The 20,065-nt window shown below is 65.9% G+C and carries 19 protein-coding genes; 8 read left to right on the forward strand and 11 right to left on the reverse strand.

Annotation, left to right across the window (positions count from 1 at the left end; genetic code table 11):
- Positions 1–137 precede the first annotated feature (137 nt).
- Both DBR20_RS15635 and DBR20_RS15640 read right to left on the reverse strand, forming a co-directional pair.
- A complete protein-coding gene (locus DBR20_RS15635; protein ID WP_108266807.1) occupies positions 138–1,079 on the reverse strand; it encodes an electron transfer flavoprotein subunit alpha/FixB family protein in 942 nt (313 codons plus the stop codon).
- Positions 1,079–1,825 carry an electron transfer flavoprotein subunit beta/FixA family protein gene (locus tag DBR20_RS15640; protein WP_032976362.1) on the reverse strand — a complete coding sequence of 249 codons (747 nt, stop codon included), beginning with the start codon at positions 1,823–1,825 and terminating at the stop codon, positions 1,079–1,081. The genes DBR20_RS15635 and DBR20_RS15640 overlap by 1 nt, the downstream gene beginning before the upstream one ends.
- 286 nt (positions 1,826–2,111) lie before the next feature.
- Between DBR20_RS15640 and rfbB the strand changes: the two genes are divergently transcribed.
- Genes rfbB through rfbD form a run of 4 tightly spaced genes read left to right on the forward strand, consistent with a single transcriptional unit; the run spans position 2,112 to position 5,531 of the window.
- Positions 2,112–3,167 (forward strand): dTDP-glucose 4,6-dehydratase, encoded by a 1,056-nt coding sequence (gene rfbB, locus DBR20_RS15645; protein WP_108266808.1) that lies wholly within the window; start codon positions 2,112–2,114, stop codon positions 3,165–3,167.
- A 32-nt stretch (positions 3,168–3,199) separates the two neighbouring features.
- The gene (gene rfbA, locus DBR20_RS15650; RefSeq protein WP_108266809.1) at positions 3,200–4,087 is read left to right on the forward strand and encodes a glucose-1-phosphate thymidylyltransferase RfbA; all 888 of its coding nucleotides are present in this window, start codon (positions 3,200–3,202) and stop codon (positions 4,085–4,087) included.
- Entirely contained in the window at positions 4,084–4,641 is a 558-nt protein-coding gene (gene rfbC, locus DBR20_RS15655) for a dTDP-4-dehydrorhamnose 3,5-epimerase (protein ID WP_108266810.1), read from the forward strand. Before rfbA ends, rfbC begins: the two co-directional genes overlap by 4 nt.
- Positions 4,638–5,531, forward strand: a complete 894-nt coding sequence (gene rfbD / locus DBR20_RS15660; RefSeq protein ID WP_108266811.1) for a dTDP-4-dehydrorhamnose reductase — start codon at positions 4,638–4,640, stop codon at positions 5,529–5,531. Before rfbC ends, rfbD begins: the two co-directional genes overlap by 4 nt.
- 81 nt (positions 5,532–5,612) lie before the next feature.
- On the opposite strand, the gene DBR20_RS15665 is transcribed toward rfbD, so the two are convergent.
- The 3 genes from DBR20_RS15665 to DBR20_RS15675 all read right to left on the reverse strand — a co-directional run bounded on the left by DBR20_RS15665 (position 5,613) and on the right by DBR20_RS15675 (position 11,097).
- Positions 5,613–7,016, reverse strand: a complete 1,404-nt coding sequence (locus DBR20_RS15665; protein ID WP_108266812.1) for a mannose-1-phosphate guanylyltransferase/mannose-6-phosphate isomerase — start codon at positions 7,014–7,016, stop codon at positions 5,613–5,615.
- Positions 7,017–7,028: 12 nt separating this feature from the next.
- Positions 7,029–8,375, reverse strand: coding sequence for a phosphomannomutase (locus DBR20_RS15670; protein WP_108266813.1), 1,347 nt, complete (start codon positions 8,373–8,375; stop codon positions 7,029–7,031).
- Positions 8,376–8,472: 97 nt separating this feature from the next.
- Positions 8,473–11,097: a DEAD/DEAH box helicase gene (locus DBR20_RS15675; protein ID WP_108266814.1), complete on the reverse strand. Its 2,625-nt coding sequence runs from the start codon at positions 11,095–11,097 to the stop codon at positions 8,473–8,475.
- A gap of 173 nt (positions 11,098–11,270) precedes the next feature.
- Here DBR20_RS15675 and DBR20_RS15680 point away from each other — a divergent pair, with 173 nt between their 5' ends.
- From DBR20_RS15680 to DBR20_RS15690, 3 genes are read left to right on the forward strand one after another with little or no spacing between them, the layout of a single operon-like run.
- Positions 11,271–12,002, forward strand: coding sequence for a CoA transferase subunit A (locus tag DBR20_RS15680; RefSeq protein WP_089238633.1), 732 nt, complete (start codon positions 11,271–11,273; stop codon positions 12,000–12,002).
- 1 nt (position 12,003) lies between these two features.
- Positions 12,004–12,636 (forward strand): CoA transferase subunit B, encoded by a 633-nt coding sequence (locus DBR20_RS15685; protein WP_108266815.1) that lies wholly within the window; start codon positions 12,004–12,006, stop codon positions 12,634–12,636.
- Between the two features lie 46 nt (positions 12,637–12,682).
- Positions 12,683–13,270: an alpha-ketoglutarate-dependent dioxygenase AlkB gene (locus tag DBR20_RS15690; RefSeq protein WP_108266816.1), complete on the forward strand. Its 588-nt coding sequence runs from the start codon at positions 12,683–12,685 to the stop codon at positions 13,268–13,270.
- Positions 13,271–13,313: 43 nt separating this feature from the next.
- Here DBR20_RS15690 and DBR20_RS15695 read toward each other — a convergent pair whose 3' ends face one another.
- Genes DBR20_RS15695 through DBR20_RS15710 form a run of 4 tightly spaced genes read right to left on the reverse strand, consistent with a single transcriptional unit; the run spans position 13,314 to position 16,832 of the window.
- Positions 13,314–13,955, reverse strand: a complete 642-nt coding sequence (locus DBR20_RS15695; protein WP_108266817.1) for an ABC-type transport auxiliary lipoprotein family protein — start codon at positions 13,953–13,955, stop codon at positions 13,314–13,316.
- On the reverse strand, positions 13,952–14,878 hold the full coding sequence (locus tag DBR20_RS15700) for an MlaD family protein (protein WP_100551507.1): 927 nt from the start codon (positions 14,876–14,878) through the stop codon (positions 13,952–13,954). Before DBR20_RS15700 ends, DBR20_RS15695 begins: the two co-directional genes overlap by 4 nt.
- Positions 14,879–14,881: 3 nt before the next feature.
- Positions 14,882–15,709: an ABC transporter ATP-binding protein gene (locus DBR20_RS15705; protein WP_108266818.1), complete on the reverse strand. Its 828-nt coding sequence runs from the start codon at positions 15,707–15,709 to the stop codon at positions 14,882–14,884.
- A gap of 1 nt (position 15,710) precedes the next feature.
- Positions 15,711–16,832: an ABC transporter permease gene (locus tag DBR20_RS15710; RefSeq protein WP_181393105.1), complete on the reverse strand. Its 1,122-nt coding sequence runs from the start codon at positions 16,830–16,832 to the stop codon at positions 15,711–15,713.
- Positions 16,833–16,924: 92 nt separating this feature from the next.
- Between DBR20_RS15710 and DBR20_RS15715 the strand changes: the two genes are divergently transcribed.
- Positions 16,925–18,184 carry a threonine/serine exporter family protein gene (locus DBR20_RS15715; protein WP_108266819.1) on the forward strand — a complete coding sequence of 420 codons (1,260 nt, stop codon included), beginning with the start codon at positions 16,925–16,927 and terminating at the stop codon, positions 18,182–18,184.
- A 132-nt stretch (positions 18,185–18,316) separates the two neighbouring features.
- On the opposite strand, the gene DBR20_RS15720 is transcribed toward DBR20_RS15715, so the two are convergent.
- A complete protein-coding gene (locus DBR20_RS15720) occupies positions 18,317–18,700 on the reverse strand; it encodes an H-NS histone family protein (protein WP_089238647.1) in 384 nt (127 codons plus the stop codon).
- Between the two features lie 221 nt (positions 18,701–18,921).
- A partial coding sequence (gene proS, locus DBR20_RS15725; RefSeq protein WP_258223389.1) for a proline--tRNA ligase occupies positions 18,922–20,065 on the reverse strand: 1,144 nt, incomplete at its 5' end.

Raw genomic sequence — 20,065 nt, forward strand, 5'->3', positions numbered from 1 at the left:
TCGTCTGCATGTCTATGGCGCGTCCATGAGGTTCAGGCCCACGGGGCCGGTGACAGGAAAGCATACGCCAGCTGATGTACTGGCTGAGGGGATGCTGGATCGGAGCGGCCAGGCCGCTCCGATCGCATCGCCAGGCTTCAGGCCAAGGCCTTTTCCAGCTCGGGCAGGATCGTGAACAGATCCCCGACCAGGCCGATATCGGCAATCTCGAAGATCGGGGAGTCCGGATCCTTGTTGATCGCGACAATGGTGCCGGCGTCCTTGATGCCGGTGAGGTGCTGGATCGCGCCGCTGATGCCGACGGCCACATACAGCTCCGGCGAGATGATCTTGCCGGTCTGGCCGACCTGCAGATCGCTGGGCACGTAGCCGGCATCGACCGCAGCGCGCGAAGCACCGACGGCAGCACCGAGCTTGTCGGCCAGCTGGAAGATGACCTTGAAGTTCTCTTCCGAACCGACGCCGCGGCCACCGGAGACCACGCGCTTGGCGCTCTGCAGGTCAGGGCGGTCGGTCGCGCCGGCGGCCAGGCCGACGAAACGGGTGTGGCTCGGCAGGGTAGCGTCGACGCTGGCCGCTTCAATGGCGGCACTGCCGCCCTGGGACGCTTCCGGCCACGACGCGGCACGCACGGTGGCGACCACGATCTGGTCGGCCGGTGCTTCCACGGTGATGATCGCGTTGCCGGCGTAGATCGGGCGCTTGAAGGTATGGCTGCCTTCGACGGCCATCAGGTCAGAGACCTGGTTGACGCCGAGAAGGGCGGCCACGCACGGCATCAGGTCCTTGCCGAAGGTGGTCGACGGGCCGAACACGTGGGTGTAGCCCTTGGCCAGCTGCGCGATCTGCGGCGCCAATACCTGGGCCAGGGCCAGGGTGTTGGCGGCGTTGGCCACGGTCAGGACCTTGGCGACGCCTGCGATCTTCGCCGCTTCAGCAGCAACGGCGGTCGGGTCGGCAGCCAGCACCAGCACATCGATGCTGGCGCCGGAAATGGCGGCCGCAGCGCTGACGGTCTTGGCGGTGGCGGCGTTGAGCTTGCCGTCGTGGTGCTCGGCGATGACGAGAATCCTGCTCATTACAGCAACCCCTTCTGCTTGAGTGCGGCAACCAGTTCGGCCGCGTCCTTGACCATCACACCCTTGCTGCGCTTGGACGGCGCGGCGTACTGGGTGGTCTTGAAGGTATCGGCGGCTTCAACACCGAGGTCGGCCAGCTGCAGGGTCTCCAGCGGCTTGGCCTTGGCCTTCATGATGTCAGGCAGCTTGATGAAGCGCGGTTCGTTCAGGCGCAGGTCGGTGGTGACCACGGCCGGCAGGTCGACTTCCAGCGTTTCCAGGCCGGCGTCGACTTCGCGGGTCACGGTGGCCTTGCCGTCGGCAATGTCGAGCTTGCTGGCGAAGGTCGCCTGCGGACGGCCCCAGAGGGTGGCCAGCATCTGGCCGGTCTGGTTGGCGTCGTCATCGATGGCCTGCTTGCCCAGGATCACCAGGTCCGGCTGTTCCTTCTCGACCAGCTTGAGCAGGGTACGGGCGGCGGTCAGCGGCTGGATGGCCTGGTCGGTGACCACATGGATGGCACGGTTGGCGCCCATGGCCAGGCCGTTGCGCAGGTGCGCCTGGGCGTCGGCCGGTGCGATGGTGGCAACCACGACCTCGGTGGCGATGCCCTTGTCGCGCAGGCGCAGGGCCTCTTCCAGGGCGATCTCATCGAAGGGGTTGGGGGACAGCTTGACGCCGTCGGTGACCACGCCGGAACCGTCCGGCTTGACCTGAATGCGGACGTTGTAGTCCACCACGCGCTTGTACGCGACGAGGATTTTCATCTGGTACGAGATCCTTGTAGTGCCGGTCGCTGGCCGGCTCACATCTGCTGGAGAACGTCCGGTCCTGCACCAGCAACCGGTTCGGGGGGTGGGACCCTGATTCTAACTGGCCCGGGGTGACCATGCGAATGCGTATGGTTATGCTGCATTGCCGCACGAAATCGCAGTCCCGGCACGCCCGTTCACGTCCCGCAGGCAGTTGCGAAGATGGGCCCGATGTATCCTGTTGCGCTGTGTCGGGGCGTCGAGTGCGCCCCAGGACGAACCATCGAACAGGAGAACAGCAGTGCCCACATGGCTTGTCACCGGCGGAGCCGGATTCATTGGCGGTAACTTTGTCCTCGAAGCGGTCGCCAAGGGCGTGCGGGTGATCAACCTGGATGCGCTGACCTACGCGGGCAATCTGAAGACCCTGGCCCCGCTGCAGGGCAATCCGGACCACGTGTTCGTGCACGGCGACATCGGTGACCACGCGCTGGTGGCCCGCCTGCTGGCCGAACACCAGCCCGATGCGGTGGTGAACTTCGCCGCCGAAAGCCATGTCGATCGTTCCATCGACGGCCCCGGTGCGTTCATCCAGACCAACGTGGTCGGCACCCTTGCCCTGCTCGAATCGGTGCGCGACTACTGGAAGGCGCTGGCGGCCGACAAGGGCGCCGCGTTCCGTTTCCTGCACGTGTCCACCGACGAGGTGTACGGCACGCTGGGAGAGACCGGCAAGTTCAGCGAGACCACGCCGTTTGCGCCCAATTCCCCGTATTCGGCGTCCAAGGCCGCTTCGGACCATCTGGTGCGTGCGTTCCACCACACCTACGGGTTGCCGGTGCTGACCACCAACTGCTCCAACAACTATGGCCCGTACCACTTCCCCGAGAAGCTGATCCCGCTGGTGATCGCCAAGGCGCTGGCAGGCGAGCCGCTGCCGGTGTACGGCGACGGCAAGCAGGTGCGCGACTGGCTGTTCGTGTCCGACCACTGCGAGGCGATCCGCACCGTGCTGGCCAAGGGCCAGGTCGGCGAGACCTACAACGTGGGCGGCAACTCGGAGAAGGAGAACATCGAAGTCGTGCACGCGATCTGCGCGCTGCTCGATGCCCGCCGCCCGCGTGAGGATGGCCAGCCGCGCAGCAGCCAGATCACCTATGTCGCCGACCGTCCGGGCCATGACCGCCGCTACGCGATCGATGCCAGCAAGTTGAAGGACCAGCTGGGCTGGGAGCCGAAGTATACCTTCGACCAGGGCATCGGCTTCACTGTCGACTGGTACCTGGACAACCAGGAATGGGTGAACGGTGTGCTTGACGGCAGCTACCGCCTGCAACGCATCGGTACCGCCGCCTGAGTGGCGGCCATCTACGGACAGAGGACTACCGCATGACTCAACGTAAGGGCATCATCCTGGCGGGCGGCTCGGGCACGCGCCTGTACCCGATCACCAAAGGCGTCAGCAAGCAGCTGCTGCCGGTCTATGACAAGCCGATGATCTACTACCCGCTCAGCGTGCTGATGCTGGCGGGTATCCGTGAAGTGCTGATCATCAACACCCCGCACGAGCAGGTCCTGTTCCAGCAGCTGCTGGGCGATGGCTCGCAGTGGGGCATGGACATCCAGTACGCCGTGCAGCCGAGCCCGGACGGGCTGGCGCAGGCCTACCTGATCGGCCGCGACTTCGTCGACGGCAAGCCGAGCTGCCTGGTGCTGGGCGACAACATCTTCCACGGGCATGGCCTGCGCGAAGTGCTGCGCAACGCTGACCAGCGCGACACCGGCGCCACCGTATTCGGCTACTGGGTCAACGATCCGGAACGCTACGGCGTGGCCGAATTCGACAAGGCCGGCAAGGTCATCGATCTGGTTGAAAAGCCGGAGAAGCCGCGCTCAAACTACGCCGTGACCGGCCTGTACTTCTACGACGGCAATGCCAGCCACCATGCGGCGGAACTGAAGCCCTCGCCGCGTGGCGAGCTGGAAATCACCGATCTCAACCAGCGCTACCTGCGTGAGGGCAACCTGCACCTGGAAGCACTGGGCCGCGGTTATGCGTGGTTGGACACCGGCACCCACCAGTCGCTGCTGGAAGCGTCCAACTTCATCGAGACCATCCAGACCCGCCAGGGCCTGCAGGTGTGCTGCCCGGAAGAAATCGCGTTCGGCCAGGGCTGGATCAGTGCCGAGCAGCTGGAAGCACTGGCGGCGCCGCTGATCAAGAACGGCTACGGCCAATACCTGCACACGCTGGCGGTACGAGGAGTTGTTCCGTGAAAATCATTGAAACCAAGCTGCCCGGCTGCGTGGTGATCGAGCCGGCGGTGTTCGGCGACGAGCGCGGCTTCTTCTTTGAGACCTGGAACGCCGAGCGTTTCGGTCAGCACGGTCTGCCGACGAAGTTCGTGCAGAGCAACGTCTCCACCTCGGCACAGGGCGTGCTGCGTGGCCTGCATTACCAGTGGCCGCGGCCGCAGGGCAAGCTGGTCAGCGTGCTCGAAGGCGAGGTCTACGACGTGGCCGTCGACATCCGTCGCGGCTCGCCGACCTTCGGCCAGTGGGAAGCGGTGGTGCTGAGCGGGGAGAACAAGAAGCAGTTCTGGATTCCGGAAGGGTTCGCACATGGCTTCGCCGTGCTCAGTGAGCGCGCGGTGTTCAGCTATCTGTGCACCGAGGTGTATCTGAAGGACTTCGATGCCGGCGTGCGCTGGAACGATGCGGACATCGCCGTGGACTGGCCGGTCAGTGCACCGACGTTGTCGGCCAAGGACGAGAATGCGCCTTTCCTGAAGGACATCGCCGAAGATCGTTTGCCGGTCTACACCGCATGACGGTGCTGGTATTCGGTGGCAACGGCCAGGTCGGCCAGGAGCTGCTGCGCTCGCTCGCTCCGCTGGGTACGGTGGTCGCGACCACTCGCAGCGGCACGTTGCCCGACGGCAGCGCTTGCGAAATGGCTGATTTCGGCCAACCCGACAGCTTGCCGGCCCTGCTGGACCGGCTGCAGCCGTCGCTGGTCGTGAACGCTGCGGCCTACACCGCCGTGGATCGCGCTGAGCAGGATGCGGAGGCCGCGTTCGCGGCCAACGCGCAGGCTCCCGGCGTGATCGCGCGCTGGTGTGCGGCGCATGGCGTGCCTTTCGTGCATTACTCCACCGACTACGTGTTCGATGGCCAGGGCAGTGCGCCTTACCGCGAAGACGAGCCGACCGCGCCGTTGGGCGTGTACGGCACCAGCAAGCGTGACGGTGAAGATGCCGTGCGCGCTGCCGGTGGTCGCCACCTGATCTTCCGCACCGCGTGGGTGTATGCCTCGCACGGCGCGAACTTCCTGCGCACGATGCTGCGGGTGGGCGCCGAGCGGGAGCAGCTGCGCGTGGTGGCCGACCAGATCGGTACGCCGACGCCGGCTGCGCTGATTGCCGATGTCACTGCATTGGCGCTGCAGCATCCGGGTCAGCTTTCGGGTACCTGGCATCTGACTGCCAGTGGCCAGACCAGCTGGCATGGATTTGCCGAGGCGATCTTCGCCGAAGCTCTGGCCACGGGCGTGCTGGCCAAAGTGCCTGCGGTCGAGGCGATTCCCAGTTCCGAATATCCCACCCCGGCCAAGCGCCCGGCGTGGTCGGTGCTGGACAACCGCAGATTGCAGCAGGATTTCGGCATCAGCTTGCCGGCGTGGCAGGATGGGTTGAAGCGGGTCATGGCCGAGATTGCCTGACCCGGTAGGCGACCACCGTTGGTGGTCGCTTGCATCCACTGCGTGCCGACCAACGGTCGGCACTCACCGCAGTGCGACGGGTCAACTGCGCCCGTATGTATCCTCGAAGCGCACGATGTCATCCTCGCCGAGGTAGCTGCCCGACTGCACTTCGATCAGTTCCAGCGGCAGCTTGCCCGGGTTGCGCAGGCGGTGGGTCACGCCCAGCGGGATGTAGGTGCTCTGGTTCTCGCTCAGCAGGATCACTTCATCGCCACGGGTGACCTCAGCCGTGCCACTGACCACGATCCAGTGCTCGGCACGGTGATGATGCATCTGCAGGCTCAACGTACCACCCGGCTTGACGGTGATCCGCTTGACCTGGAAACGCTCGCCGTTGTCGATCGAGTCGTACGCCCCCCACGGGCGGTAGACCTTGCGGTGCCAGGTTGCTTCGCTGCGGCCGTCGGCCTTCAACTTTGCCACCACCGTCTTGACCTCCTGCATGCGGTCGGCCTTGCCGACCAGCACCGCATCGTCGGTCTCGACCACGATGACATCGTCGAGCCCGACCATCGCCACCAGGCGCTCGCCGTAGGCATACGTGTTGCGGCAGTCGATGGCGATCACATCGCCCTGGTGCGCATTGCCATCGCCGTCCTGCTGCGACACATCACGCAGTGCGGTCCACGAGCCGACATCGTTCCAGCCGGCATCCAGTGGCACCACCACCGCATCAGCGGTCTTTTCCATGACCGCGTAATCGATCGAATCGGACGGCACGGCAGTGAACGCGTCCTTGTCCAGCCGGGTGAAATCGGCATCGCGGCGTGCGCTCTGCCATGCGTCGCGGCAGGCCGACAACATGGCCGGCTGCAGGCGTTCCAACTCCTGCAGGTAACGCGAGGCCTTGAACAGGAACATCCCGCTGTTCCAGTAGTACTGGCCGCTGGTCACGTAGCCGGTGGCGGTGTCCAGGTCGGGCTTCTCGACGAAGCGTTCGACCGCACGCACGCCGTGGCCGTCGGCGGCCTTGATGTAACCGTAGCCTGTTTCCGGGCCGGTCGGCACGATGCCGAAGGTGACCAGCTTGTCGGCTTCAGCGGCGATGGAGGCGGCCTGGACCGCAGTGCGGAACGCAGCTTCATCGGTGATCACATGATCGGAGGGCAGCACCAGCAACAGCGCATCGGCACCATCGCGGGTGGCTTCCAGCGCCGCCACGGCAATCGCCGGAGCGGTGTTGCGGCCGACCGGCTCGAGGATGATCGCGGCTGGTTCGGCACCGACCTGCTGCAGTTGTTCGGCAGCAACAAAACGGTGCTCTTCGTTGGCAACGACCAGCGGCCCGCGGCTGGCGATCGGGGCCACGCGCTGCCAGGTGGCCTGCAGCATGGTCAGTTCACCGGCCAGGGGCAGGAACTGCTTGGGATAGGCCTCGCGTGAGAGGGGCCACAGGCGGGTACCGGAACCGCCGGACAGAATGACAGGCTGGATGTTGCTCATGGTTGTCCCAGGTTACTGCTTGAGGAGGGCGGAAATCTCGTCGGTGCGGGCCTGCATCAGCGCCGCATCCCCACGCGATTCGACATTCAGGCGCAGCAATGGCTCGGTATTGGAGCTGCGCAGGTTGAAACGCCAGTCGCCGAAGTCGGCGCTGATGCCATCGGTGTGGTCCAGTGCCGGCGACTGCGCGGCGAAGTGTTCCATCACGCGGGCCACGGACGCCTTCGCATCGCTGACCTTGAAGTTGATCTCGCCACTGCACGGGTAAGCGGCCATGCGGTCCTCCACCCAGTCGGCCAGCGAGCGGCCGCTTTCGGAAATCAGCTGGGCGATCAGCAGCCAGGGGATCATGCCCGAGTCGGCATAGGCGAATTCGCGGAAGTAGTGATGGGCGCTCATTTCGCCGCCGTACACCGCATCCTCTGCGCGCATCTTCTCCTTGATGAAAGCGTGGCCGCTCTTGCACAGCACCGGCACGCCGCCAGCCTGCTCGACCATTTCCACGGTATTCCAGACCAGCCGTGGGTCATGCACGATCTTGCCGCCCGGGTTGCGGTCCAGAGCCGCCTTGGCCAGCAGGCCGACCAGGTAATAGCCCTCGATGAAGCGCCCGCTGTGATCGAAGAAGAAGCAACGGTCGAAGTCGCCGTCCCAGGCAATACCGAAGTCGGCGCCGTGCTCGCGAACCGCCTCAGCGGTCGCGGCGCGGTTCTCCTGCAGCAGCGGATTGGGGATGCCGTTGGGGAAGTTGCCATCGGGTTCGTGGCAGATGCGGATGAACTCGAACGGCAGGTGCGGTGCCAGCAGGTCGACGATGGCGCCGGCGCCGCCGTTGCCGGCGTTCACCACCAGCTTCAGCGGCTTCAGTTTGCTGACATCGACATAGGACAGCAGATGCTGGATGTAGGCGCTCTTGTCGTGCTCGGCGGTCTGCCCAGCCTTGGCCGGGGCGGCGGGCGCGGTATCGGCGGCAACCGCATCGGAGATCGCGAACAGGCCGGTGTCCGAGCTGATCGGGCGCGCGTTCTCCTTGACCAGCTTCATCCCGTTGTAGTCCATCGGGTTGTGGCTGGCGGTGACCATTACACCGCCAGCTGCACCCAGGTGATCGGTCTGGAAATACACCTCTTCGGTACCGCACAGGCCGATGTCGATCACTTCGCGGCCGGTGCCGCGCAGGCCCGATGCCAGCGCATCCTGCAGCGCCGGGCTGGTCAGGCGCACGTCATGGCCAAGGACCACCGGGCCGGGCGCGAGCTGCGCGGCCAGGGCCACGCCTATGCGGCGGGCCAGGTCTTCGTTCAGTTCTTCCGGCACGCGGCCACGGATGTCATAGGCCTTGAAGGCGGGCAGGGGCATCGATCAGATCCTTTGGTGAGCTCAGCTTTTCATTGTAGCGCCCGGCCTGTATGGGAATCGTTTCCATCAGGCAACGCCACATGACTGACGTTCCCTGTCAGGCCTGCGCCGGCCGCCTGCTGGCCCTGCCAGGGCGTCTGCCCGGTGCACCCGGCAGCGGCGCCAGCAGCGCCTCCAGGTCTGCTGCATCGAAGCGTGGACCTGAGCCTCCGGCACCCTCGAGGATCGCCTCGGCCAGCTCGGCCTTGCGCTGCTGCAGGTCGGCGATGCGTTCTTCGACGCTGCCCGCGGCGATCAGCTTGTAGACGAATACAGGCTGTTGCTGGCCGATGCGATGGGCACGGTCACTGGCCTGGTTCTCGGCGGCCGGGTTCCACCACGGATCGAAGTGGATGACAGTGTCGGCGGCGGTCAGATTCAAGCCCACGCCGCCGGCCTTCAGGCTGATGAGGAACACGGGAACCTCGCCGTCGATGAAGCGCTGCACCGGTGTTACCCGGTTCTGGGTGTCGCCGGTCAGGGTCACGTAGGCCAGACCCAGTGCATCCAATGCCTGCGCAATCAGGGCCAGCATGCCGGTGAACTGCGAGAACAGCAGGATGCGGCGTCCTTCTTCGACCATGGACGGCAGCATCTCGCGCAGCAGGTCCAGTTTGGCCGAGCCTGCAGTGCGCGCGGGTGTATGGCCCGGCAGCAGACGCGGATCGCAGCAGACCTGGCGCAGCTTCAGCAACGCGTCCAGCACCACGATGTGGTTGCGTGCCAGCCCGCTGCCGTTGATTGCTTCGCGTACCTGTTTCTCCATTGCCGCGCGCACGGTTTCGTACAGTTCGCGCTGGCCGCCTTCCATCGCCACGGTGCGGGTGATGACCGTCTTCGGCGGAAGTTCGGAGGCGACCTGGTCCTTGCGTCGGCGCAGGATGAAAGGACGCATGCGCTGGGCCAGCAGCTGTGCGCGCCGGCGGTCGCTGCCGCGCTCGATGGGGTGGCGCCAGTGCTGGTTGAACTGCTTTTCGCTGCCGAGCAGCCCGGGCAGCAGGAAGTCGAACTGCGTCCACAGCTCGCCCAGATGGTTTTCCAGCGGGGTGCCGGTCAGGCACAGCCTATGCCGGGCCTGCAGCGTGCGCAGCGTGGTCGCTGCACGCGATCTGGGGTTTTTCACCTGCTGCGCCTCGTCCAGGATCAGCAGGTGATAGGAATGCGCCTGCAGCGCCTGTTCGTCGCGCCAGAGCAGGGGGTAGGTGGTCAGTATCAGATCATGTGCGGCAATGGCGCCGAACTGCGTGTCACGTGCGGGTCCGTGCAGGGCCAGTACGCGCAGATCCGGGGTGAAGCGCGCAGCTTCACTCTGCCAGTTGTGCAGCAGTGACGTCGGCATGACCACCAGTGCCGGTTTGTCCAGGCGGCCGCTCTGCTTTTCAACCAGGAGATGGGCCAGCGTCTGCAGTGTCTTGCCCAGGCCCATGTCATCGGCCAGCACGCCGCCCAGACCCTGCTGGCGCAGGTACTGCAGCCAGGACAGGCCTTCAAGCTGGTAGCTGCGCAGCGTCGCGCGCAAGCCCTGGGGCGCCGGGACAGCGGTCATCGCCGGTGCGTCCAGCAGGCGCTGCACGCGTGCGCGGGTATCGTTGCTGCTGTGCAGTCGCAGCTGCGCGGCGTCCTGCAGTGCCTGCAGGCGTCCGCGATCGTGCGCCTGCAGGCGCAACGGTTGCCCGTGGTCGCCGAACAGATCCGCCAGCAGCGCGATCACCGGTTTCAGGCGGCCTGCGCGCAGGGCCAGGCGTTCATTGCCGGCCGTCGTCAGAAGTACGTTCTCGTCATCGCCGATCGCGTCCAGCTGGCCGCGCAGCCAGCGCGGATCGGACTGCAGTACGCCCTGCAACAGCGGAACCAGCGCAACGCTGCGGCCATCGACGTCAATGGTCAGGGCCAGGTCGAATGCAGTGCTGTCGGTGGGCATCGACCGCACATCCAGGTCGATCTCCTCCACCCGGGTGATGCGATGGCGGAAGGCATCGTCAGTCTCGATCTTCCAGCCCAGCGCTTCCAGCCGCAGCACATCCTCCAGCAGGAAGCGGGTCCAGTCGAAACTGCGCAGCTCGAACAACGGACCACCGCCATCCAGCACGATGCGCGGTTGCCGCTCGCGGTGCAGCTGGACGCTGTTCAGTTCAGCTTCGCGCCGTGCCTCCCCGGCCAGGTCACGCGGCAGCAGGTAGAGCTGGCCCTCGGCGCCATGCACGAACAGCGACGGGTCGTCGAGAAAACGCACGTGTTCGCCGTATTCGAAAGCGACGGTGGCGACGTCGAGCCACTGCGAGGCATCGCGTTCGGTGAGCCAGGCGGGACGGTACTCCATGCTGTGCAGATGGAGGATCGGCGTCATCGCCTGGGTCTGCAGGGTGGGCAGCGTTGGCCTGGAGGCCGGACGCAGCAGGCCCGGCGCGCCCTGCAGGGAGGTTTCCAGCGCGGCCAGCAGCACGGCGGCAACATGCTCGCACTGCCCGCCAACCGGACAGGTGCAGCGACTCTGCAGGGGGCTGTGCGGTGTGCGGGCGCTGGCATCCAGGTCGATCGACACCTGCCAGCCCTCGAGCTGGGCGGTCAGCAGCGGTGACTGGTAGCGCAGTTCACGCACTGCCGAAACGAGGTGGTTGCCCTTGCCCAGTGTCCCGGCATCCAGCCAGCGGGACAGTTCCCCTCCGGTGAATACTACGGCCATGCGTCGTCCTGTCCTCTCCATCTGCAGCACGCGTTGCCAAGGGCACCGCAAGCGGGGAAGCGGACATTCTACGGATTGAAGGCCCGGCATGCTGGTTCATGCTGCGGCGCATCCCAGCCGGCAACGGGTGTACCGCTAGAATGGCGGCATTCTCACCGGGTAGGGCAGTAGAGATGCAGCAATCGACTTCCAGCGGCACGCGCAGCAAGCGTTTCGCCTCTGCGGCGGATGCCCTGCAGGGCGTGGTCGCTGATGGCCAGGTTCTGGCCGTGGGTGGCTTCGGCCTGTGCGGTATTCCTGAAGCACTGATCGCCGCCTTGCGCGACAGTGGCGCCAAGGGCCTGACCGTGATCTCGAACAACGCCGGCGTGGATGGCTTCGGCCTGGGCCAGCTGCTGGAAACCCGGCAGATCAAGAAGATGATTTCGTCCTACGTGGGCGAGAACAAGGAGTTCGAACGGCAGTTCCTGGCCGGCGAGCTGGAGCTGGAATTCAATCCGCAGGGCACCCTGGCCGAACGCCTGCGCGCCGGTGGTGCGGGTATCCCGGCCTTCTTCACCGCTACCGGCTACGGCACGGTGGTGGCCGAAGGCAAGGAAACCCGTGAGTTCGATGGCAAGCACTACGTGATGGAAACCGCGCTGCGCGCCGACGTGGCGCTGGTAAAGGCCTGGAAAGCCGACGAGGCCGGCAACCTGGTGTTCCGCAAGACCGCGCGCAACTTCAATCCGGCCTGTGCGATGGCTGGCAAGGTCTGCATCGTGGAAGTGGAGGAGGTGGTGCCGGTGGGCAGCATCGACCCGGACCAGGTACACCTGCCGGGCATCTACGTGCACCGCATCGTGCACAACCCCACTCCCGAAAAACGTATCGAACAGCGCACCATCCGTGCGGAGGGCAACTGACATGGCATGGACCCGCGACGAGATGGCGGCGCGCGCTGCCCGTGAACTGACCGATGGTGCCTACGTGAACCTGGGCATCGGCCTGCCGACGCTGGTGGCCAACCACATTCCCGACGGCGTGGACGTGTGGCTGCAATCGGAAAACGGCCTGCTGGGTATCGGCCCGTTCCCGACTGAAAGCGAAGTGGATGCCGACCTGATCAATGCCGGCAAGCAGACCGTGACCGCGCGCGCCGGTGCCAGCTATTTCGGCAGCCATGACAGCTTCGCGATGATCCGCGGTGGCCACGTCAATCTGGCAATCCTGGGCGCGATGCAGGTCACCGACAAGGGTGACCTGGCCAATTGGATGGTGCCCGGCAAGATGGTCAAGGGCATGGGCGGTGCGATGGACCTGGTGGCTGGCGTACAGCGGGTGGTGGTGCTGATGGAGCACACCGCCAAGAACGGCGAACACAAGATCCTGTCCGAGTGCACGCTGCCGTTGACCGGCGTGGGCGTGGTCGATCGCATCATCACCGACCTGGCGGTATTCGATGTGAGCGATGACGGTCTGGTGCTGGTGGAGACTGCCGCGGGTGTGGGCGAGGATGAGTTGAAGGAAAAGACCGGCGTCGCGTTCAAGCGCCGCTGAGCATCCACGGGGCGGCACGTCGCTGCCCCCTCTCCCTGAATCTCCCATGCTGTTTCCCCACGACCTGCCTGATGCTGACGTCCGCCATCTGCCGGGCTGGTTGCCAGCGGGGGACGCAGACACGCTGTTGCAGGCGCTGTGCGAAGCGGTTCCTTGGGAGATTCACCGCATCCGCATGTTCGGCAACTGGGTTGATTCACCACGGCTCAGTTGCTGGATCGGTGATCCGCAGGCGCGCTACCGCTATTCGGGTGCCGAGTTCGTGCCCCATCCGTGGCCGCCCCTGTTGTCATCGCTGCGCGATCGGCTGCAGGGACAGGGCGTCGGTCGATTCAACAGCGTGCTGCTCAACCGCTATCGCGGCGGCACTGACTACATGGGCTGGCACAGCGACGACGAGCCCGAGCTGGGGCCGGCGCCGCTCATCGCGTCGTTGAGTCTCGGGGCGGCGCGACGGTTCCTGCTGCGCCGCCGCGATGACACCACGCGCAAGGCGGAATTCCTGCTCGGTCATGGCGACCTGCTGCTGATGGGCGGCGCTACCCAGCGCCACTACCAGCATGCGCTGCCGAAGATGGCGCGGGTGCAGGGTGAACGCATCAACCTGACGTTCCGCTGGATCACGCCGCGCTGAGGGCTGCCGCCGGGCCATGCCCGGCGAGTGCAGCTGTGGTCAATCAGCGCTTCAGCGCCTGCTTGTCGTTCTGCCCGCTGCTCAGCGTCCAGCCCACTACGTCCTGTGCCACCTGCTGCAGGCCACGCTCGAAGGCGGCCGCCACTGCCGACACATCGGTGCTGCCCACCGGCTGCAGCTGACGGAAGGTACGGTCGGCGACCACCCGCTGGCTGGTCACGTCGATCAGCTTGGCGTTGATCTCGATGACGACCGTCGGCGTTGCCTGGCCCTGGTAGTCCGATTCGAAGCGACGGATGTCGGTGGACAGCTTGTAGTCGGCGCGGATGCCGGCGGCGACGCGGGCCACGCCGTGGATGCGGCCGGAATCCTCGAAGCCGCGCAGCAGGGTGTCCTCGATCATGTCGGTGGCCGGCTGTGCCCAGCTGGCGCCCTTGTAGATCTCCAGCTCCGACGGCGTCGGCCGCACGTTGATGCGCGGGCTGTCGACCATGCGCGCGGCGCTGGGCTTGGCCAGCACCAGTTGCCAGTCGGCCTGCGGCCAGCTGGGGTCGACCTTGACCTGCACGGCCGGCGAATACAGGGTGACGGGATTCTTGTCGCCGCTGCCGAGGATCGAGCAGCCACCCAGCAGGGTGGCCAGCGACGCTGCCAGCAACAGGCGCGGAAGGGTGGTCGGGCTCATTTGGGTTCGAACTCCTTCGGGGCGTCGCGGCCGAGCAGGTAGCGTGCGGGGTTGTTCTCGAGACGGTCGCTGACCCGGCGCAGGTCGCGGATCAGGCCACGCAGTTCACCCAGCGTCGGGCCGAGCTGACCCAGGCCGTCATTGGCGAAGCTGTTGATGGCCGCGCGGTTCTCGCCAAGGATCGAATCGGCATTGCCGGCGGCCGAATCAAGCTTGGCCAGGGTGGCGTCGAGCTTGTCGATGATGCCCGGCAACTGCTGCACCAGGTTCTTGTCCAGGCGCTCGATGGTGCCGTTGGTGGTCTTCAGGGTGGTGTCCAGGCTGCGCGCAGCATCACGCGCGCTGAGCAGCAGCGACTGCGTGCCCTGGTCACGGTCGGCCAGGCCACCACTGATCGTTTCCAAGTTGGCCAGGGTGGCGTTGATCGAGGCGACGTTGCGGTCGCTGAGGATCTGGTCCATGCGCTCGACGATGCGGTTGGCCACGTCGGTGATGTTCTGCAGCGCCGACGGCGTGGTCGGGATGATCGGTGCCGGGTCCTTGTTGACCGTGGTCAGCGCCGGTGACTGCGGCGTGCCGCCGCTGAGCTGGATGATCGACGGACCGGTCAGGCTGGTGATCGCCAGCTTGGCGCGGGTATCGGTCTTGACCGGCGTGGTCGAGTTCAGGCGGATGCGTGCGACCACCTGGCGCGGATCGTCCGGCACCAGGTTCAGTTCGGTGATCGAGCCCACCGCGATGCCGTTGTACTGCACCGGGCTGCCGACCGACAGGCCGGTCACTGCCTCGCGGAACACCACCCGGTATTCTTGCCAGGTACGGTCGGAGGAGTACTTGGCGGCCCACAGGCCGAAGGCCAGCAGGGCCAGGCCGGTGATCAGGGTGAACGCGCCGATCAGCACGTAGTTGGCTTTTGTTTCCATGGCTCAGGCACTCTCGATCTGTTCGCCACGCGCGGCGCGCGCGCGGGGTCCGTGGAAGTATTCCTGGATCCACGGATGATCCAGTCTCTCGATTTCCGGCAGCGGCGCATTGGCCACCACCTTGCGGTCGGCGATGACCGCCACCCGGTCGCAGATGGCATACAGCGTGTCCAGGTCGTGGGTGATCAGGAACACGGTCAGCCCCAGCGCTTCCTGCAGGGTCTTGATCAGGCGGTCGAACGCGGCCGCACCGATCGGGTCCAGCCCGGCGGTGGGTTCGTCCAGGAACAGCAGCGGTGGATCCAGCGCCAGCGCACGTGCCAGGCCGGCGCGCTTGCGCATGCCGCCGGACAGCTGCGAGGGCAGCTTGTTGATCGCATCGGCGGGCAGTCCAGCCAGTTTCACCTTCAGCAGGGCCAGCTCGTAGTGCCAGCGCTCGGGCAGTTCGCGGTGATGTTCCTTCAGCGGCACCTGCACGTTCTCGCCGACGGTCAGCGACGAGAACAGGGCGCCGTCCTGGAACAGCACGCCGGTATTGCGTTCGATGTGCAGGCGGCTCTCGGTGTCGTCGGCACGCGCGTCGCGGCCGAGCACTTCGATCTGCCCTTCATCCGGCACACGCAGGCCCAGGATCGAGCGCATCAGCACCGATTTGCCGGTGCCCGAACCGCCCACCACGCCAAGGATCTCGCCACGGCGCACGTCCAGGTCCAGCCCTTCGTGCACGGTCTGGCTGCCAAAGCGGTTGACCAGCCCGCGCACGCGGATGGCCAGGTCGTGGCCGTCGTCGTCCTGCATGGGCACTTCTTCGGGGATCGGATGTGTGCTCATGTCACCAGTCCATGTGCATGAACCACAACGCCGCGAAGGCGTCGATGATGATCACCAGCGAGATCGTCTGCACCACGCTGGAGGTGGTGCGCTCGCCGACCGACTGCGCGGTGCCTTCGACCTTCAGGCCTTCCAGGCAACCGATCAGGCCGATCACCAGCGCGAATACCGGCGCCTTGGACAGGCCCACCAGCATGTGCCGTACTTCCATCGTGTCGTGCATGCGCGCGATGTACATCTGCGGCGGAATATCCAGATCGAACGCGCCGACGGTGATACCGCCAGCAAGGCCGGCGACCATCGCAATGAAGGTCAGCAACGGCAGCGTCACCAGCAGCGCGACCAGGCGCGGCAGCACCAGCAGATCGATGGGGTCGAGCCCCAGGGTGCGCATCGCATCGATTTCCTCGCGTGCCTTCATTGCACCGATCTGCGCGGTGAAGGCACTTGCGGTGCGGCCGGCCAGCACGATCGCGGTCAGCAGCACGGCGAATTCGCGCAGGAAGGCGATGTTCACCAGTTCGACCACGAAGATCTCCGCGCCGAAATCGCGCAGGATGGTCGAGCCGAGGAAGGCGATCACCGCGCCGACCAGGTAGGACAGCAGTGCCACCAGCGGTACTGCGTCCAGCCCGACCTGCTCCATTTGATGGACGGTCGCGGTCAGGCGGAAACGCCGGGGTTCCTTGACCAGGCGTGCGGCCTTGACCAGGTTCTCACCGAGGAAGCTGCACAGCGCCTTGATGTTGTGGCCCGTGGCATGGACGCTGACGCCCAGCCGCTCCAGTGCCGCCAGCACGCCGAAGTCACGCTTCGGCTTCGGACGGTCGTCGGCGACTTCTTCGATGGTGCACACCAGCGCCTGGTGGTCCGGGCGGAACTGCAGTGCGTGCTCGCCGAGATCGGCGCGATGGGCGACGCGCAGCACCTGCAGCACGCCGGCCGAGTCGAGCAGCTCGATGCCGGTGGCGTCGATGCCGGTCAGCTTGTCCGGAACGCCACGCAGCACTTCGGCCGCGGCCAGCGCGGTCTTAAGGGTCCAGTGGCCGGACAGCCGGATCAGTCCCGGATCCTGAGCGTCCTGTTCGAGCTGGGGGGCGTGGGTCGGGGTCATGGGGGCCATTCGGGTCGCAGCATAACCGTTCTGAATTGCACGTCGCGTCGAACCAGGATGAATTTCTCCAGCAGAGCCTGACGTAGGTAATACTACGGCGCATGTCCGCAGACGCTCACACGATCCCCACGCCCCAGGCCACCTACGCGCAGCGCGTGGCCTTCGTTTCCGAGATCGCCGGCCGCCTGCACAGCTACGGCACAACGGCCCAGCGCCTGGAAGCGGCGGTGGTTGCATTGGCCCGGCAGCTCGATCTGGATTGTGAACCGTGGTCGAATCCCACCGGCATCATCCTCAGTTTCAGCGATCCAGCGCAGGCCATCGGCTCCAGCGACATCACCCGGGTGATCCGGCTGGCGCCCGGCGAGAACGACCTGCACAAGCTCAGCGTGGCTGACGGGATCGCCGAAGAAGTGGCCAACGGCCGCATGAGCATCGCCCAGGGTCACACCGCGCTGCGCCAGCTGGACAAGGACCCGGGCCGGCGCGGCAAGCTGCGCACCATTCTGTCCTTCACCCTCGGTGCGGCCGGCGTGGCGGGCATGTGGAAGCTGCCGTGGCTGGACATCGCCACCGCCGGCGTCATCGGCCTGCTGATCGGCCTGCTCGGCATGGTCACCGACAAGCGTCCGGCCAGCCGTGAAGCGGCCGAAGCGCTGGCGGCGCTGCTGGCCGGCCTGGTCGCCACCGTGGTCGCCACGTTCGTGGGCGCCCTGAATCTCAACACGGTGATCATCGCCTCGCTGGTGGTGATGCTGCCTGGCATGTCACTGACCAATGCGGTCAATGAACTGGCCAGCCAGCACTGGGTGTCCGGCACCGCGCGCTTTGCCGGCGCGTTGACCACGATCATGAAGCTCAGTGTCGGCGCGATGATCGCGGTGACCCTGGCCGATGTGCTGGGGCTGGACCCGATGATCCGTGCCTCGCGGCCACAGGGGCCGTGGGTGGAGTGGGGCTCGCTGCTGACGGCGGCGTTCGCCTTCGCCATGTTGTTCAAGGCCAACCGCCGCGACTATCCGTGGGTGATCGCCGCCTCGGTGGCCGGTTACGCGATCTCCAAATTTGGTGGTCATGCCTGGGGTACGCCGGCCGGCATCTTCCTGTCGGCGATGCTGCTGACCGCCGGTGGCAACCTGTTCGGGCGCGTGGTCGGCCGCCCTGGCGCGATCATCCGCCTGCCGGGCATCATCATGATGGTGCCTGGCAGCACCAGCCTGCGCGGCGTGCTGACCCTGGTCCAGCAACAGGACGTGGGCGCCGGCCAGAGCGTGTTCCTGACCGTGTTGAACGTGGTGATGGCGCTGGTCGCCGGCCTGCTGTTCGGCAACCTGCTGATGCCGGCGCGCAAGACGCTGTGATCAAGGGCGGTAGCGCCGGGCCATGCCCGGCGGATCGGGAAACCAACCGCTGCGCTCGCCGGGCATGGCCCGGCGCTACCCCAAAAAAACGCCGGCTTTCGCCGGCGTTTTTCATTGCAACCCGATCAGGCCTCAGGCCTTCTTGATCAGGAAATCTTCCGGCTTCTTGCTGCCCTTGGCGGTCAGCTCGGCCATCCAGCGCGGCTGCTTGCCGCGACCGGTCCAGGTTTCCTTCGGGTTGGCCGGGTTGCGGTACTTCGGCGCAACCTTGCCCAGCTTGCGGCCGGCGGTCTTGGACGGGGCCTTGGTGGCCTTGGCGACCTTGCGCGCACGCGGTGCGGGTTCACCACCGAACAGTTCCTCGATGGTGTAACCCTCGGTCTTGGCCAGCTTGCTCAGCTGGGCACGTACCTTGGTGATCGGGCGACGCTTGGCGACGATGGTCTGCTGCTTCTTGGCTGTGCGGATCAATGCGCCCAGCTCACGTGCCGACAGGCCGGTCAGGTCGATGCTCATCAACGATTACTCCAGAAACTAATTTAGGGACAGGGACGAGCCGGTCCGTGGCGTCGCGGGACAGAGTAATGAGGAATTAATCCCAGCACAAACAGTTGTGGTCACCGTCTGTCGGCTGGCTGGCCCGGTTGCGACCATTTTGACCGGATTATGTCCGCTGCGATTTTCCGGGGGCGGCCATCCGGCAAAAAAAGACCGGGGTATACCCCGGTCTTTTCCGATCAACCCTGCAGGCGCTGCAGCAGGGTGGCCTTGTCCAGGCTCTCCGCTTCGGCCGCGCGGCGCGAGCGGTACTCGAAGGTCCCTGCGGCCAGGCCGCGCTCGCTGACCACCACCCGGTGCGGAATACCGATCAGTTCCATGTCGGCAAACATCGCGCCCGGGCGCAGGCCGCGGTCGTCCAGTGCAGCATCCAGACCTGCGTCGCGCAGCTCCTGCAGCAGACCTGCAGCGGCATCGGCCACGCCGGCGTCGCCCTTCGGATTGATCACACAGACCACCACCTGCCACGGCGCCATCGCGTCGGGCCAGATGATGCCGGCGTCATCGTGGTTCTGCTCGATGGCTGCAGCGACCACACGCGAAATGCCGATGCCGTAGCAGCCCATCGTCATCACCGCGGCCTTGCCGTTCTCGTCCAGCACGGTGGCATCGAGCGCCTTCGCATAAGTGCGGCCCAGCTGGAACACGTGACCGACTTCGATGCCGCGGGCGATTTTCAGCTCACCGCCATCCAGCGCACGATCACCGGCACGCACGTTGCGGATGTCGGCCACTTCCGGTTCGGCCAGGTCGCGGCCCCAGTTGACGCCGGCCAGGTGGAAACCGGCCTCGTTGGCACCGACGACGAAGTCGGACATCGCCGCCACTTCGCGATCGGCAACCACGCGGATCGGCTTGGCCGCTGCGACCGGACCGAGGAAACCCGGCACGCTGCCGAGGTATTCGGCAATCTCTGCTTCGCTGGCAAAACGCTGCTCGTCCAGGCCGGCAACCTTGCCCAGCTTGATCTCATTGACCTCGTGGTCGCCACGCACCAGCACCAGCACGAACTGCTGTGCCTTGCCTTCACCGGCGATCAGCGCCACCGACTTCACCGTGCGCTGCAGGTCGATGCCGAGCAGGGCGGCAACGTCTTCGCAGGTCTTCTGGACCGGAGTTTCGACCTTGCGCAGCGCTTCGCTGGCCGCAGCGCGCGCAGCCGGATCGGCGGCAATGGCCGCTTCCATGTTGGCGGCGTAGTCCGAACCGGTGGAGAACACCAGCGCGTCTTCACCGGAATCGGCGATCACGTGGAATTCCTGCGAGGCATCACCGCCGATCGCACCGGAATCGGCCTGCACCATGCGGAAATCCAGGCCCAGA

The organism is Stenotrophomonas sp. HMWF023, assembly GCF_003060985.1.
In the GTDB taxonomy this organism is placed as follows: domain Bacteria; phylum Pseudomonadota; class Gammaproteobacteria; order Xanthomonadales; family Xanthomonadaceae; genus Stenotrophomonas; species Stenotrophomonas lactitubi.